The 14,755-nt window shown below is 71.3% G+C and carries 11 protein-coding genes and 2 pseudogenes; 4 read left to right on the top strand and 9 right to left on the bottom strand.

The genetic code is table 11. The features are described 5' to 3' along the window. Positions 1-136: 136 nt before the first annotated feature. On the bottom strand, positions 137-892 hold the full coding sequence (locus J7I94_RS34285) for a GPP34 family phosphoprotein (protein WP_215173653.1): 756 nt from the start codon (positions 890-892) through the stop codon (positions 137-139). Between the two features lie 222 nt (positions 893-1,114). On the opposite strand from J7I94_RS34285, the gene J7I94_RS34280 reads away from it, so the two are divergent. After that, a complete protein-coding gene (locus J7I94_RS34280) occupies positions 1,115-3,499 on the top strand; it encodes a D-alanyl-D-alanine carboxypeptidase (RefSeq protein WP_251076163.1) in 2,385 nt (794 codons plus the stop codon). An 83-nt stretch (positions 3,500-3,582) separates the two neighbouring features. Here J7I94_RS34280 and J7I94_RS34275 read toward each other — a convergent pair whose 3' ends face one another. Beyond that, complete coding sequence (locus J7I94_RS34275; protein WP_374198478.1) at positions 3,583-5,313, bottom strand: hypothetical protein; 1,731 nt, start codon at positions 5,311-5,313, stop codon at positions 3,583-3,585. Positions 5,314-5,609: 296 nt separating this feature from the next. On the opposite strand from J7I94_RS34275, the gene J7I94_RS34270 reads away from it, so the two are divergent. After that, the gene (locus tag J7I94_RS34270; RefSeq protein WP_215173651.1) at positions 5,610-7,193 is read left to right on the top strand and encodes a sodium:solute symporter family protein; all 1,584 of its coding nucleotides are present in this window, start codon (positions 5,610-5,612) and stop codon (positions 7,191-7,193) included. 90 nt (positions 7,194-7,283) lie between these two features. On the opposite strand, the gene J7I94_RS34265 is transcribed toward J7I94_RS34270, so the two are convergent. The 7 genes and pseudogenes from J7I94_RS34265 to J7I94_RS34235 form a co-directional block, all read right to left on the bottom strand. Next, entirely contained in the window at positions 7,284-7,547 is a 264-nt protein-coding gene (locus tag J7I94_RS34265; protein ID WP_215173649.1) for a TM2 domain-containing protein, read from the bottom strand. 240 nt (positions 7,548-7,787) lie between these two features. Next, positions 7,788-8,177 (bottom strand): DUF2752 domain-containing protein, encoded by a 390-nt coding sequence (locus J7I94_RS34260; RefSeq protein ID WP_374198477.1) that lies wholly within the window; start codon positions 8,175-8,177, stop codon positions 7,788-7,790. Between the two features lies 1 nt (position 8,178). Then, positions 8,179-8,745 (bottom strand): TM2 domain-containing protein, encoded by a 567-nt coding sequence (locus tag J7I94_RS34255; RefSeq protein WP_215173647.1) that lies wholly within the window; start codon positions 8,743-8,745, stop codon positions 8,179-8,181. Between the two features lie 126 nt (positions 8,746-8,871). Continuing rightward, the gene (locus J7I94_RS34250) at positions 8,872-9,987 is read right to left on the bottom strand and encodes an ADP-ribosylglycohydrolase family protein (RefSeq protein ID WP_215173661.1); all 1,116 of its coding nucleotides are present in this window, start codon (positions 9,985-9,987) and stop codon (positions 8,872-8,874) included. Between the two features lie 141 nt (positions 9,988-10,128). Next, positions 10,129-10,401: pseudogene (locus tag J7I94_RS34245) on the bottom strand (transposase); the annotation flags it as partial. 141 nt (positions 10,402-10,542) lie between these two features. Next, complete coding sequence (locus J7I94_RS34240; RefSeq protein ID WP_215173645.1) at positions 10,543-11,301, bottom strand: SDR family NAD(P)-dependent oxidoreductase; 759 nt, start codon at positions 11,299-11,301, stop codon at positions 10,543-10,545. A 2-nt stretch (positions 11,302-11,303) separates the two neighbouring features. Further along, a complete protein-coding gene (locus tag J7I94_RS34235; RefSeq protein WP_215173643.1) occupies positions 11,304-12,824 on the bottom strand; it encodes an MFS transporter in 1,521 nt (506 codons plus the stop codon). 126 nt (positions 12,825-12,950) lie between these two features. On the opposite strand from J7I94_RS34235, the gene J7I94_RS34230 reads away from it, so the two are divergent. After that, complete coding sequence (locus J7I94_RS34230; RefSeq protein ID WP_215173641.1) at positions 12,951-13,868, top strand: LysR family transcriptional regulator; 918 nt, start codon at positions 12,951-12,953, stop codon at positions 13,866-13,868. A gap of 74 nt (positions 13,869-13,942) precedes the next feature. Then, positions 13,943-14,371 (top strand): annotated as a pseudogene (locus tag J7I94_RS34225) (transposase); the annotation flags it as partial. Positions 14,372-14,755 lie beyond the last annotated feature (384 nt).

Raw genomic sequence — 14,755 nt, 5'->3', positions numbered from 1 at the left:
CGCGCGGCCAGCGGCTCCCGGACCGGTCTCGGGGACTGTCGTGCGGCGGCTCGGGGTGCGGGTGGTGCGGTGGTGCTCGGGTGTCTCGTCGTGGTGCGGTGGCGCGGTGGTGCTGTCGTGCGGGTGCGTGCCCGGCTCAGTGGGCCGCGGCGCGCGCCATGGGGCCACGGCGCGGTTGCGCCGGAACGCCACGGGCCGGTTCCGGTACGGGCCTGGCTCCGGGGGCGGCCTGGCGGCCGGCCGGGGCCGGGCTGCGGCGCGGCTGGGCCGCGACGCCGTTCTGGACGTCCATCACGGCGTGTGCCACGAGGCCGCCCATCGGGTCGTGCCGGATCAGATCCCGGAGGCGGGAGCGGGAGGACCGCCCCTCGTTCCCGGGATAGAGGTGCTTGCCGAGCCCGACCGCGTGCGCCAGCGCGGCGAGCGCCGCGGTCCGCGGGTCCGGCGGTACGCCGGTGCGGATCGCGGAGTCCAGCCGGGCCCTGATCTCCCGGCTGATCGCCGTGTCCGTCGCCTGGTAGCGCGTCGTCGGCAGCACCCCGCACATCTGACCCGCCACGGCATGCACCATGCCGCACCGCTCCAGATGCGAGAGGTACGTCTGGCGGAGCCCCAGCCGGGGTCCGCCGATCCAGTGGACGGCCCGTACCGGAGCGCCGCGCCTTCGCAGCAGCTCCAACGCGCAGTCCAAGGTCGGATCTCCAGTCGGCCGTGGTGCCACCACGGCGATACGATCCCCGTCTGGGGCTATCCGTCCGGCCAGCGCCAGCTCGACGAGCTGCGCTCCGGCCAGACCGAGGTCGAGCGACTGCGGCTGCGCAGTGGTACCCGTGGCCGGGTCCAATGCCAGCAGCAGAAGCTCCTCCGGAAGTGTTCTGCGGCTCCTGCCCATCCATGCCTCCCCGCGTGGATGACAGACAGGGTGACCCCTCTCACATTGGTCTGTCGAGGGTGCGTGACCGCTTCGTAAGGGAACCGGCAGGTATGTCGTTCTCGTCTACCGCTTCGGTCAAGCCCGTACACAGGACACTGGTACATGGTTCGGACAGCGCCTGAGGGCGGGGTCCCGGGCGGCGGTTCACGGTTCGGTACGCGCACGCGGGGCGTGCGGCGCATGGAGGAGGCATCGGTGGCGGGCGAGTCCCCCGACAGGTCGAAGCAGCGCGAGTCGTCGGCAGAACGGACGTCGGGGAGCGTGGGTCCGGTTCCCGAGGCCCGGACGGAGGGCGACGAGGCGCGTGATCCGCGGCTGGCGGTGGCGCGGGAGTCGGAGACGCGGAGCGCCTCGGCGGGCGGTGGTGTCGATACGGCGACGCGGGTGCGGTCGGCCAGGGAGGCCGAGGCGGACTCGGGCACGGGCACGGAGACCGGCTCGGGCACCGACGCCGGCACCGGCACCGCCCCGGAGGCGGGCGCGGTCGCGGGCTCGGAGGCCGAGGGCACCTCGGACACCTCGGACACCGCGGACACCGCGGACGGTGACGGGCGGCTGCGGAACGCGATGGCCTCCTGGGTGCGGCCGGCGGCCCCCGAGGAGGGGGCGACGGACTCCGGTGCCGGGGACACGGACGCCGGGAGCGCGGCCGACGGCGGGAAGGGCGCCCAGGAGGGCGAGGAAGACGCCGAGGAGGCCCTCAGGGCGCCCGGGGACACCGACGACCGCCCCGGGGCGGGCTCCGGCGCGTCCGAGGGCGCACAGGGGCGTGAGGAGGGCCCCGAGGCGGCCGGCTCCGCCGAGGACGCCAAGGACACCACGGACGCCGGCGACACCGACGGCACGGATGACACCGGCGGCTCCGGCGGCTCCGACGACACCCCGTCCAAGTCCGCCGACGCCGAGGCCCCCGACACCGACGCGAACGCAAACACCGACGACGACAAGGCCGAGTCCCCCGACCAGCCCACCGCCGTCTTCAAGGCCCCCCGCCCCGCCGCACCCCCCGTCGACCAGCCCACCACCATGCTGAAGCTGGGCGGCGCCCCGAAGGAGACCAAGGAGCCCGCGGAGAAAAGCCCGGACAAGAGCGAGTCCCCCGCCGAGCGGACCAGCAAGTTCGTCGCGCTCAAGCCGCTGGACGACCCGGCGGTCCGCAAGCCGTCGCAGGCCGGCCCGCAGGCCGGTCCGGAGACTCCGGCCCCCGCTCCCGCCCCCGCCCCCGTCGCCGAGGGCTTCGAGCGCACCCGTCAGCAGCCGCTGCCGCCGAAGCCGCCGCTGGACCTGCTGGCGGAGCTGACCAACACCCCGCCGCCGCCGGAGACGCCGCTGCGCACGGCCTGGCGGCGGGTCAAGATCTGGACGCCGCTGGTCCTGCTGCTGGTGATCGTGTTCGCGGTCGTACAGGCCGTGCGCCCGCTGCCCGCCCCCACCCTCCAGCTGACCGCGCAGGAGACCGTCTCCTTCGGGGGCGACGAGCCCTCCATGCCCTGGCCCACCCAGGGACAGGCGGCCATGGACGTCAACGGCATCGGCAGCTTCGGCACGTCCGGCGACCAGAAGCCGGTCCCGATCGCCAGCATCGCCAAGGTCATGACCGTCTACCTGATCCTGCGCGACCACCCGCTGAAGACGGGTGAGAAGGGCCCGGAGATCCCGGTCGACGCGGCCGCGCAGAAGCACTACGAGACCGGCAAGGCCGAGAGCGAGTCGGTGGTGAAGGTCACCGAGGGCCAGAAGATCACCGAGTACGAGGCGCTGCAGGCGGTCATGCTGCCGTCCGCCAACAACATCGCCAAGCTGCTGGCCCGCTGGGACACCGGCAGCAGCTCCGAGGACGAGTTCGTCGCGAAGATGAACAAGACCGCCAAGGAGCTGGGGATGAAGAACACCACGTACACCGACCCCAGCGGCCTGGACAAGACGACCGTCTCCACCGCCGAGGACCTGGTGAAGCTGGGCCGCGCCGCGATGGAGGACCCGGTCTTCAAGGAGATCTCCAGGCAGCCCAGCTACGTCGACCTCAACGGCGACCAGCAGAACAACTTCTTCGGGCTCGTCCCGACCGTGGCCATCGGCATCAAGACCGGCACCACCACCGCGGCGGGCGGCAACATCCTCTTCGCCGCGGAGAAGACCGTCGGCGGCAAGACCCAGACGATCATCGGCGCGGCCCTCGGCCAGTTCGGGCAGAACGGCACCGCCAACATCGACGAGGTCACCGCCGTCGTGCGGGGGCTGATCGAGGCGGGGCAGGACGCGCTCACCGCGAAGACCATAGTGAAGAAGGGCGATGTCGTCGGGCAGGTCGACGACGGTCTGGGCGGTACGACGCCGGTCGTCGCCACCAAGGACGTCTCCGCCGTCGGCTGGTCGGGGCTGACCGTGAAGCTGGAGCTGGACGAGCCGAGCGACAGTTCGGTGCCGCACACGGCGAAGGCCGGCACCGAGGTGGGCACGCTCACCGTGGGCGACGGCAAGAGCAGCACCGTCAAGGTGCCGGTCGCCCTCGGGGAGGACCTCGCGGAGCCCGCCTTCGCGAACAGGCTGACGCGCGTCTCCTGAAGCGACGCGGCCCGTCCTCGGACGAGGACGGGCCGCGTGCGGCGTACGGCGGCGCGGGGCGTCGCCGTACGCCGCAGCCCGCGTCAGCGTTCCGTCTCCTCGCACTCCAGCGGCTTCTCGCGGGACGGCCCGCCGTACAGGGAGCTGATCCGTACGTCGCCGGCCTCCCGGACGGTCAGCCGGGTGAACTCCCCCTCGGCGGTCAGGCAGCCGTTGTCCGCCCACAGCCAGGGGGAGTGGGCGATGCGGACGGTGACCGTGCCGGGCCGCGGCATGTGGACGACGAGGTTGGCGCCGTCGGAACTCACCACCGAGGCGGGCGCGTCGACGAGCGGGGTGGCGTCCTTCACCCGGTAGATCTTCCAGTTGGCGTCCTGCCACACGAGGTCCAGGTAGTCCGGTTCGCGGCTCACCAGCGCGTGCTCCAGCTCCGCGGGGCCGTCCGGCTCGCCGTTGACGAGGACGACGAAGCCCACGGCCCACTCGGAGAGCCAGGCACGGTAGGCCCGGGAGGTGAAGGTGCCCTCGGGCACCTCGGTCCCGCCGTGGCCCTCGTAGAAGAGACGGCCGCGCTCCACGTCGGCCTGGCGGTTCCAGCCGCGTGCCATGTTGACGTACGGCGCGAGGATGGCGGCCTCGCGGTGGTCGCGGGCCGGTACCACCTCGACCCTCGTCCGCCAGGCGTCGAGGCGTTCGAGCTCGTTGACGACGCCGTCGGTCTTGACGGCCCACTCGGGCACCTTGGTGTTGGTGACTATGTCGGCGGTCGTCTTGCCGGACAGCCAGATCAGGGACAGGCCGAGGGCCACCGCGCAGCCCACTCTGCGCCACCGGGGCGTGAGCCGGCCCAGCGCGCGCAGGGCGGACGGGGCGCCGTCCCCGTCCGCCTCGCCGTCCCACCGGTACATCACGATGGCGAGCAGGGCGGCGGGCGCCGCCAGTTCCGTGAGCCGCTCGACGTTGGTGCCGATCGGCGACGCGATCAGGTAGCAGAGCACCACTCCGAGCGCGTAGACGGCGGCGCCGTACCGCAGCAGCCGCCAGGCGGTCGGCGCCGCCAGGACGACCACCGCGCACAGCAGGACGGGCGGCCAGATACGCCCGAGGGCCATGGGCTGTTCGCCCTCGAACGGGAAGAGCAGCGTGGTCGTGGCGACCACGGCGACCGGCGGCAGGAGGAGGGCGAGAGCGCGGCCCCACTCGCGCGTCAGGAGGTAGGCGGCTCCCACGACGACGAGGAACAGGCCGGCGACCGGGCTGCCCATCGTGGCCAGCGTCGTGGTCAGCGCCGCCGCCGTGAGGTACCGGCCGCCGCGCCCGCTGACCACGGCGAGCACGGCGCCCATGGCGAAGGCGGTGCCGAGCACGAAGGTGGAGCGTCCGGACACCACCTGGCACCACAGCGAGAACATCACCGCCAGCGCGGGCCACAGCGGCTTGCGCACCCCCGTGCGCTGGACCAGCGCACCGGCGCACCACGACGCCGCGAGCCCCGACAGCAGGGTGACGGGCACCACGCCCAGGGCGGCCATCAGGTACGGCGATATGACGCTGTAGTTCGCCGTGTGCAGTCCGCCGTACCAGAACAGGTTGTAGGCGTAGCCCGGATACATCCTCGCGAACTCGGCCCACGCGACCTGCGCCGCCAGGTCGCCGCCGCCGGTCGCGAAGACCGCGCCCCACACGCCGTACAGCGGCAGGGAACACGCCAGCACGATGAGGGGGACGCGGTGGCGCTCGTACCAGGTCGGGGGATCCTGCGTGGACTTGTCGCGCAGCACGGGGCGGTGCGGGCTCAGCTCGGCGAAAGCCACTGCGGCTATCCATTCGTGTTCGATTCGTACGGGACGTCTCGCTTCCCGTAGACGCTAATCGACCACCACTCGGTTGGCCGCAGGGGCCTCCGGGCCCGCCGGTCCGGCCTGCCGTCCGCGCTCCGGTGACGGGGTTCCCGCCCGCGACCCGATCGCTGGTTCACATCAATGAACGCGGGTCATCGAGCCGAACCTTTTTACTCCCTCTTGACTCTTCGCTTCCTTGTCATGCCCACCGCACCGCACTCACGATGAGCGGGCCGTTCACCATGCGGAACAACCCTGGAAGGGGGGACATGAACGGTCTCGACTGGGCCGTGCTCATCGGCTACTTCGCCGTGATGGTCGCCATCGGCGTCTGGTCGCACAAGCGCGTGGACAACGTCAGCGACTTCTTCACGGCGGGCGGCAAGATGCCCTGGTGGCTCTCCGGCATCTCCCACCACATGTCGGGCTACAGCGCGGTGATGTTCACCGGTTACGCCGGCATCGCCTACACCTACGGGGTCACGTCCTTCGTGACCTGGTCCTTCCCCATCGCGCTCGGCATCGCCATCGGGTCGAAGCTGTTCGCGCCCCGGATCAACCGGCTCCGCTCCCGGCTCCATGTGGCCTCCCCGCTGGAGTACCTGAAGAACCGGTACAACCTGCCGACCCAGCAGGCCCTGGCCTGGTCCGGCATGCTGCTGAAGATCGTGGACGTCGGCGCGAAGTGGGCGGCCATCGCCACGCTGCTCTCGGTCTTCACCGGCATCTCCCTCAACCAGGGCATCCTGATCACAGGTGTGATCACCGGCATCTACTGCACGATCGGCGGCCTGTGGGCGGACGCGCTGACCGAACTGGGCCAGTTCATCATCCAGTTGCTGGCCGGCGTCGCGATGTTCGTGGCGGTCGTCATGGAACTCGGCGACCACGGCGGCTTCTTCGGCGTCTGGGACGAGCCTGCCCTCCAGGGCCACGAGAAACCGCTGGTCGGCCCGTACGGGACGGTCTTCCTCCTCGCCTTCCTCTTCATCAAGCTCTTCGAGTACAACGGCGGCATGCTCAACCAGGCGCAGCGCTACATGGCGACCCGCGACGCCCACGAGGCGGAGCGGTCGGCGCGGCTGTCGGCGGTGCTGTGGCTGGTGTGGCCGCTGGTGCTGTTCTTCCCGATGTGGATGTCGCCGCTGCTGGTCGAGTCGCAGAAACCGGACGGCTCCGACTCCTACGCCCTGATGACCGAACAGCTCCTCCCGCACGGCCTGCTGGGCCTGGTCATCGTCGGCTTCTTCTCGCACACCATGGCCATGTGCTCCTCGGACGCCAACGCCATCGCCGCCGTCTTCACCCGGGACGTGGCGCCGGTGCTGTCGGCGCGGGCGCGGGGGTGGAACCAGCGGTCCGGGCTGCTGGCCGCCCGGGTGACGACCGTCGTCTTCCTCGCCCTGTCCATGGCGGTGGCCACCCAGGTCAACTCCCCCACCTTCAAGGACATCATCACCGTCGTGATCAAGTGGGTGGCCGGGCTCATGGGCCCGATCGCCATCCCGATGATGCTCGGTCTGCTGCGGCCCTTCCGCCGCTCGGGCCCGACGGCGGCGCTCACCAGCTGGGGGCTGGGCCTGCTGGCGTTCTGGCTGGTCAACTACCCGATCAACTGGAACGTGGAGGGCGGCGTACCGCTCCAGTACCAGGTGTCCATCCCGCTGGCCGTCTCCCTGGTGCTGTACATCCTGATCGGCTTCCTCAAGCCGGAGGACACCCCGGAACGGCTCGCGATCATCGAGACCGTGAACACCGACGGGGACGGGTCCGCCGGAGCGGCGGCGGCCGTGCCGGCCCCGGCGGGCGGGGTGGACGACACCCTCGGGCCCCGGCCTCGTATCAAGGACTGATCAGCTCCCGTACAGGGACCGGTCCGCACAGGGCGAGGGCCCCGCTTCCGTGACGGAAGCGGGGCCCTCGCCCTGACGATGTCGCCGTGCTCAGCCGCGCAGCACGCGGCCCTGCTTGTCGGTGCGGTCGCTGCTCGTCAGGAAGAGGATTCCGTCGATCAGCGCCCAGATGCCGAGGCCACCGCAGGTGAGCAGCTGGGCGACGCCCACGCCGACCGAGCCGACGTAGAAACGGCCGATGCCGAGGCCGCCGAGGAAGATCTGGAGGAGGCCCGCCACGATCTTGGACTTGTCCGAGTACGGGCGCCCCTTGGGGTCGACGCCGTAGGGAGCCTCGGGGGTGGGGACGGTCATGAGTTGCTGCTCCTGAGGTTTCCACGAGACGCCGGAACGGGGTGTTCCGGCGCCCAGGAGGCACGCCGGTACGCGAGCGAGTCGTCGCATCCGCAGCCGTGTTCCGATCACGCCCGTGCGCGCGTTCCCGCCGCACCGGCCGTCCCCCCTGTGAGCCGTGAGCATAGGGAGACGCATGAGGTCGACGGGAGTGGGGTAGGACTATCGTTTTGGTTCTGTGACCAACGTCGATGCCGACGCCTACCCGGGCTGGACGACGTTGCGTACGACCGTCCAGGCGACGGCGACCGTCAGAATCAGCGCCGGGGCCAGCCGGCCGGTCCGGGGCTGCCAGCGTCGGCCCCGCAGCCCCTCCCAGACCCAACGGCCCAGCAACGCCAGGGCGAAGGGCGAGGCGAGCAGCAGAAGCCTGTTGTCCGCCCAGGCCGCCGAGAAGTGGCCGTGCATCAGGTCGTACACCATGCGGGTGCCGCCGCAGGCGGGGCAGAGCCAGCCGGTGACGAGGCGGAACGGGCACTGCGGCAGGAGGTGGCCCGGCTCGTGCGGGTTGGTGGTGTAGAGGTACGCGGCACCGGCCGCCCCCGCCGCGAGGACGGCGAGGGGGGCGAGGGCCGCGTTCCGGTGCACCACGTCAGCCACCGCGCAGTACCCGGCCGTCGGAGTCGGTGGTGTTGTCGCTGGTCAGCATGATGATGCCGTCGATCAGCGCCCAGATGCCGAGGCCACCGCAGGTGAAGAGCTGGGCGAGGCCGAGGCCCACGTGGCCGATGTAGAACCGGCCGACGCCGAGGGTGCCGAGCATGAGCTGGAGCACACCGGCGATGATCTTCGACTTTTCGGAGTAGGGGCGGCCGAACCGGTCGTACCCGTACGGGGCGTTGGGGTCGCCGGGGTAACCGGGCTGACCGGGATAGCCGGGGCCGGGGTAACCGGGGTAGCCGCCGCCCGGCGGGGGCGGGTAACCGCCCTGCGGGTAGCCCTGCTGGGCGTAGCCGGGCTGCTGGTAACCGGGCTGCTGCTGGTAGCCCTGGTAGGGGCCGCCCTGCGGAGCGCCCTGTGGTCCCGCCTGCGGATCACCCGGGTACGCCCCGGGCCCCGGGTACCCGTAGCCGGGCTGCGGCTGCTGCGGTGGTTGCGGCTGCTGCGGTGGCTGGGGAGGCTGTTGTGGCTGGGGCGGCTGCTGGGGCTGTTCGGACATGGTGGTGCTCTCCCCCGGGCGATCCGTGAGTGTGGTGGGCATCGCGCGTGTGACGATGCGATCAATGTGATGACCGCAGTCATCTTGCAGGAGTGAACCGCTCACTGGAAAGCCGGGCGGGACCGGTCAGGCCCTCGGGTAACGCGCCAGCCAGCCCGGGGCGGAGCCCGCCGGGCCGTGCAGGGCCGGTCCCTGGGTCATCTCCATGGCGAAGTCGTCGGCCAGTTCGAGGATCGTGGGGCGTCCCTCCAGTTCGGCCAGCCAGGCCGGCGGGAGCGCCGTCTCGCCGTGCAGCGCGCCCAGCAGACCGCCGGCGAGGGCGCCCGTGGCCGCCGACGAACCACCGTGGTTGACGGCGAGCCGCAGCCCGTGCCGGACGTCCTCTCCCACCAGAGCGCAGTACACGGCGGCGGCCACCACTCCCTCCGCCGTTCCCGCACCGCTGAGTTCGGTCACCCGCGCGGGGGTCGGCAGCCCCTGGCGCACCGCGCCGAGCGCGTGCTGCAACGCGTCCGACACGGGCTGGTGGCCGGGCCGGGCTGCGAGCAACGCGAGCGCGCGCTGTACGGCGCCGTCCAGGCTGTCGCCCCGGGTCACCCCGTGCACGACCACGGCGTACGCGCCCGCCGCCAGGCGGCCCGTGGGGTGGCCGTGGGTCTGCGCGGCGCACTCCACGGCGAGTTGGAGGACGAGTTGCGGCTCCCAGCCGACCAGCAGCCCGAACGGCGCGGAGCGGGCCGCGGCTTCGGCGCCGCGCTCAGCGGGGTTCTTCGGCGCGTCCGGCGTCCCCATCGTCGTGTCGCCGAACCCGAGCAGCAGCGACCGGGGCGGGTCCCGCCGGGCGTACAGCCACTCCTCGCGTGCCAGCCAGCCGTCTTCCTTGCGGCGCTCGTCCGGTCCCCAGTCGCGCTGGGTGGCGAGCCAGCGGCGGTACGCGCGGTGCAGGTCGGTCGGCGGGTGCCAGGCGCCGGTGTCCCGGCGGACCTGGGCCCGGATCAGCCCGTCGACGGAGAACAGGGTGAGCTGGGTGAGGTGTGTGACGGCACCGCGTCTGCCGTAGGCGGCGGCGAGGTCCCCGAGCCCTTCGGCCCCGTACGCCTCCCGGATCTCCGCCAGTCCCATCCCGTCGACGGGCGCGCCCAGCGCGTCCCCCACGGCGCCGCCGAGCAGGGCGCCGCGCACCCGGCTCCGGAAGTCCTGCTGCTCGCCCCGCCCCCAGACGGCACCGGTCATCGCGCCCACCCAGGCCTCCCCGGTCATCGTCTGTACGTACGACGCCCAGCACTGTAATCGAACGGGGACGGTGGGTTCAGGGTGGGAAACCTGTGGAGGTGTTCACGTGGGGACACTGAGCGGTCACGTCCCGTCTCGTGGTGTAGGCGATCAGTCGTCTGACGCGGCCGGCATGACGGCCGGGGTGTCGGTGTAAAGGGCGTCCATGCTCTCGTTGGAGAGGTAGCGGCGGGGGAAGGCGATCCATTCGTCGTGGAGTTCGGCGAGAACCTCGGTGGCCAGGCGGAGAACGGCGGCCGAGTTCGGGAAGACCTGGACGACGCCGGTGCGGCGTTTGATCTCCCGGTTCAGCCGTTCCAGCGGGTTCGTGGACTGGATCTTCTTGCAGTGCTGGTGATGGGAGTCCGCGAACGCGGTCAGGTCCACGAACATGCCCTGGAACAAGCAGGAATGCGGTGACTACACCGTTCAGAATCTGTGGGTGGGCCCCTTGCAGGGCAACAAGTAGCCGCTCCGGCCGCGGGCGCGCGGGCCCGCGGCCGCGGGGCGCTGCCGGACGGAGTGTCAGAGCCCCTGCCCGCCGGACGCCTCGATACGCTGCGCCGTGATCCACCCCGCGCTCTCAGCGGTGACCGCGAGCAGGGCGCCGCCGATGTCGCCGGGCTCTCCGACGCGGCCGAACGCGTGGTTGCGGGTGACCATGGCGCGGTAGTCGTCGTCGTCACGGATCATGCCGCCGCCGAAGTCGGTAGCGGTCGCGCCGGGCGCGACGGCGTTGACCGTGATGGCGCGGGGGCCGAGCGCCTTGGCGGCGTACTTCACGTACACCTCGATGGCACCCTTCATGGACGCATACACGGAGTAGACGGGGTTGGCGACGTACCGGGTCAGTCCGGTGGACAGGAACACCACGCGACCGCCATCGTGCAGGTGCGGTGTCAGCGACTCAGTGAGCAGGATGGGCCCCTTGACGTGGACCTTGTAGAGGTCGTCCATCAGGCCCGGGTCCGTCCGGCCGTACGGAGTGCGGCCGTCGAATCCGGCGTTGCTGATCAGAATGTCGAAGTCCGCTCGGCCCCAACGGGTGCGGAGCTCCTCGATGAACGTGGTCCGGAAGGCTTCGAACGTCTCGTGCTGCGTGGTGTCGAGCCGGATCGCCGTGGCCTGGCGGCCCTGCTCGCGCAGAGCGGCGACCACGGCCTCGGCCTCGTCGGGGTTCGAGCGGTAAGTGATGACGACGTCGGTGCCGTCGGCGGCGAGCTGCTCGGCCGCCGCGCGGCCCAGCCCGCGGTTGCCGCCGGTGATCAGTGCGATGCGGGTCATGGTCATGCCTCCTGAGGGGTGATGCCGGTCGAGGTGGAGGAGGGGTCGGTCTGATTCTGGCGGGCGCGACGGGCGGCCCTCAGCGTGAGAATGACGGCGACGGCTCCGGCGAGGAGCACGATCCCGCTCGTGATCCTCAGCGCGAGCGAGGTCGCGTGGGCGTAGGCGTCAATGACGGCGGCGTGGTGTGCGGGGTCCGCGGCCAAGGCGGCGGAGACCGTGTGCGCGGTGCCGCCCGCGCCCGGCACGTCGAACGTCTGGGTGACGATGGTTCCAACCACCGCGACGCCCAGCGCGCTGCCCAGCTCGCGCGTGGCGGACTGGAGGCCGCCGCCGACGCCGGCCTGGTGTTGGGGCAGCGCTCCGGTGATCTCGACGGTCAACGCCGGCAGGGCGGGCGCCATGCCGACACCGATGACGAACAGGCAGACGGCGTAGGCGACGTAGCTGCCGTCCGTGACCAGCGACAGCCCGAACAGGCCCGCGCTGAAGACGACGAACGCAGGCGCCAGGACACGCGGGATGCCGAAGCGGTTGACCAGGCGCGGCACGAACCGCGGGAGGATCAGCAGCGGCACGATCATCGGCAGGATTCCCAGGCCGGCCACGAAGACCGAGAACCCGTGCACGTACTGGAGCAGCGAGGCGTTGACGTAGAACAGGCCGAAGTTACCGAAGAAGGCCACCAACATACCGACGCAGCCCGCCGTGAGCGCCGGCAGCTTGAACAGCCTGGGGTCCAGCAGGGGATCGCGGGTTCGCAGGCCGACGATCACCCACGCCGCCCAGAGCGCCGCCGCGAGCACGAACGCCGCGCACACGAACGGACTGCCCCAGCCTCGTTCCGGGCCATCGATGATGCCGAGAACCAGGGCGACGCTCGCGGCGGTGAGCAGCAGGGCGCCCCACACATCGATCGGGCGGGCGGTCCGCGAACTGCGCGGCGCGACTGCGGCGATCCAGCCGAGAAGCAGCACGGCAGCCGGGGCGACCAGTGCGAACAGCAGATGCCACGAGCCCGCAGAGAGGATCGCGCCACCTCCCACATTGCCGATGACTCCGCCGATGCCGGACATCGCCGCCCAGGTGGTGAGTGCCCGGCGTCGCCGCTCGGGCTCGGTGGCATGGACCAGTACGGCGAGTCCGTTGGGGAGGACCAGTGCCGCTCCCACGCCGGTGATGCCCCGTCCAACGAGTAGCACCGCGGCATCGGGAGCGACCGCGGAGAGTGCCGCGCCAGCGGCGAAGACAGCCAGACCGGCCATCAGCGCGCCCTTCCTGCCGAAACGATCACCGATCGCGCCCGCCGGGATCACCAGGCAGGCGAAGAACACCACATAGGCGTCGACGATCCACAGCAGCTGTGCGGGGCCCGGGTGCAGTCCGCTTCTGGCAAGCATCGGCACTGCGAGGTTGATCGAGGCCACGAAGCCCACAACCAGCACGGTCGCCGTGCATACCGCGGCCTGGACCGCCCGCTGCCTGCCTGCGGACGGCACCGCCAGTGCCGTCGTTGGTGACATGTTCGTCTCCTTGAGAGTCCGAGTGGACGATCCCCGCCCGTTCGAAATCCAGTGAACGCGGAGTGGGGAGTGACGTCTACTGCAAGTTTGTTAGCTTTGAGTTGCGCATCGTGCAATAGTTGCTCTATGGCGGATGGACTCGACCTCAACCTGCTGCGCGTGTTCGACGCGCTGATGCAAACCGGGAGCGTCACCGGGGCGGCGGAGCGGCTCCGCCTCTCCACCCCGGCGACGAGCCGGGCGCTCGCTCGCCTCCGCCGATCGATGGGCGACGAGATCATGGTCCGCGCCGGGAGGGGGCTGGTGCCCACGCCGTTCGCCCAGGGCGCTGCTGGCAAGGTCCGCCGTCTCATCGAGGACGCGGCGCAACTTGGCGTCGACGGTCAGGGCTCCGACCCGGCGAGCTGGCAGCGGATGTTCACGGTACGTATCAACGACTCCCTCGTACCGGTGCTGACACCGGCGGTGCTCGCCAGCACCCGGGCCGAGGCTCCCGGGATAAGTGTCCGTTTTGTCGCGGAGGGTACGGAGAACTCCGAGGCGCTTCGTGACGGCACGATCGACATCGACGTGGGTGCGGGTGGCCATGACGCGCCCGACATCCACGCGCAGGACATCTGCCGGGACCGATACGTGGCCGTCGTCGCCGCAGCGTCGCGCCTCGGGCGGGCGGACGGCCTCACAATCGACGACCTGTGCGCCCTGCCTCACATCAGCGCGTCCCGTCGCGGCCGGTTCCGCGGGCCCATCGACGAGGCGCTGCACGCTCTCGGCCGCCACCGCCGCGTCGCGGCGGCGGTTCCCTCCATGACCGCGGCCGCCGCTCTCGCGCTCGAGGACGATGTCATCGTCCCGTTGCCGGGGCTGCTCGCGCGGCATCTGGTGAGCAAGGGGATGCCGTTGCGCTGGCACGCGCTGCCGGTGCTGGTTCCGCCCGTCGACATCTCGCTGCGCTGGCACCAGCGCCTCGACGCGGACCGGCCGACCGCTTGGCTCCGGGACCGTATCCGCCGCGCGGTCCCGACGGACCCGCCGGAGGAGTAGAACTGTGTCCGTCCGCGGTCGGCCCGGCGGACGTCACGGGCGGCCAGGTCGATCATGGCGGCGGGGATGAGGATGCCGCCCGCCAGGACTGGCGCAAGATCGCCAAGCTCCTCAAGCCCGTCTACACCGCGGCAACCGAGGAGGCGGCCCAGGAGCGGTTCGCCGAGTTCACCGACGTCTGGGGCCGGAAGTATCCGGCGATTGTGAAGCTGGGGGAGAACGCCTGGGAGGAGTTCACCCCGTTCCTGCGGTTCGACACCGAGATCCGCAGGATCGTCTGCACCACCAACGCGATCGAGTCGGTGAACGCCCGCATCCGGCGGGCGGTCAAGGCCCGCGGGCACTTCCCCAACGAGCAGGCCGCCCTGAAGTGCGTCTGTATGGCCATCACGTCCCTCGATCCCACCAGCAAGGGCCAGGCCCGCTGGACCATGCACTGGAAAACCGCGCGGAACGCCTTCGACATCACCTTCGACGGCCGGCTCACCGCCGGACGCCGCTGAAGAAAACCGACCGAGTTCCACCATTCGCTACACAGACCCCGTCGGGGCCGCCCGCTTCCTGTCAGTGTCGTGCTTCCACGACCCGAGTAAAGGGCGCTTCGCGTCGGCTTCGCCGATCGGCCTACGGCCGACCCTCGACTCGGCTCGCTCCAGCACGGGGAAGAAGCGAGCGGGCGGCCCGGAGGAAAGCGGTGGCCCAGCGGCAACGGGCCCTCAGCTTCCTCGGATTGTCCCCGCGTGAGGGTTGCGCGCTCGCGCCTCGCCAGCACGCCGGGCCGGTCAAGCGGCTGCCGCCGAGTGGGCAGTACGGCCACACACAGCAAGGAGAACGGGTCCGAGGGTAGTAGCGGGGGTGGGTAGCGGGGGTGGTACCTCTGAAAGTGG

Source organism: Streptomyces sp. ISL-12 (assembly GCF_018614415.1).
Taxonomy (GTDB): Bacteria; Actinomycetota; Actinomycetes; order Streptomycetales; family Streptomycetaceae; genus Streptomyces.
Note: the sequence above shows the minus strand (reverse complement) of the source record. Positions and strands in the feature narration are given on the sequence as shown.

Bases quoted from the DNA above. Each gene is read 5' to 3' on its own strand.
- J7I94_RS34285 (WP_215173653.1), bottom strand. From the start codon at position 892: ATGGGCAGGAGCCGCAGAACACTTCCGGAGGAGCTTCTGCTGCTGGCA.
- J7I94_RS34280 (WP_251076163.1), top strand. From the start codon at position 1,115: ATGGAGGAGGCATCGGTGGCGGGCGAGTCCCCCGACAGGTCGAAGCAG.
- J7I94_RS34270 (WP_215173651.1), top strand. From the start codon at position 5,610: ATGAACGGTCTCGACTGGGCCGTGCTCATCGGCTACTTCGCCGTGATG.
- J7I94_RS34265 (WP_215173649.1), bottom strand. From the start codon at position 7,547: ATGACCGTCCCCACCCCCGAGGCTCCCTACGGCGTCGACCCCAAGGGG.
- J7I94_RS34255 (WP_215173647.1), bottom strand. From the start codon at position 8,745: ATGTCCGAACAGCCCCAGCAGCCGCCCCAGCCACAACAGCCTCCCCAG.
- J7I94_RS34240 (WP_215173645.1), bottom strand. From the start codon at position 11,301: ATGACCCGCATCGCACTGATCACCGGCGGCAACCGCGGGCTGGGCCGC.
- J7I94_RS34235 (WP_215173643.1), bottom strand. From the start codon at position 12,824: ATGTCACCAACGACGGCACTGGCGGTGCCGTCCGCAGGCAGGCAGCGG.
- J7I94_RS34230 (WP_215173641.1), top strand. From the start codon at position 12,951: ATGGCGGATGGACTCGACCTCAACCTGCTGCGCGTGTTCGACGCGCTG.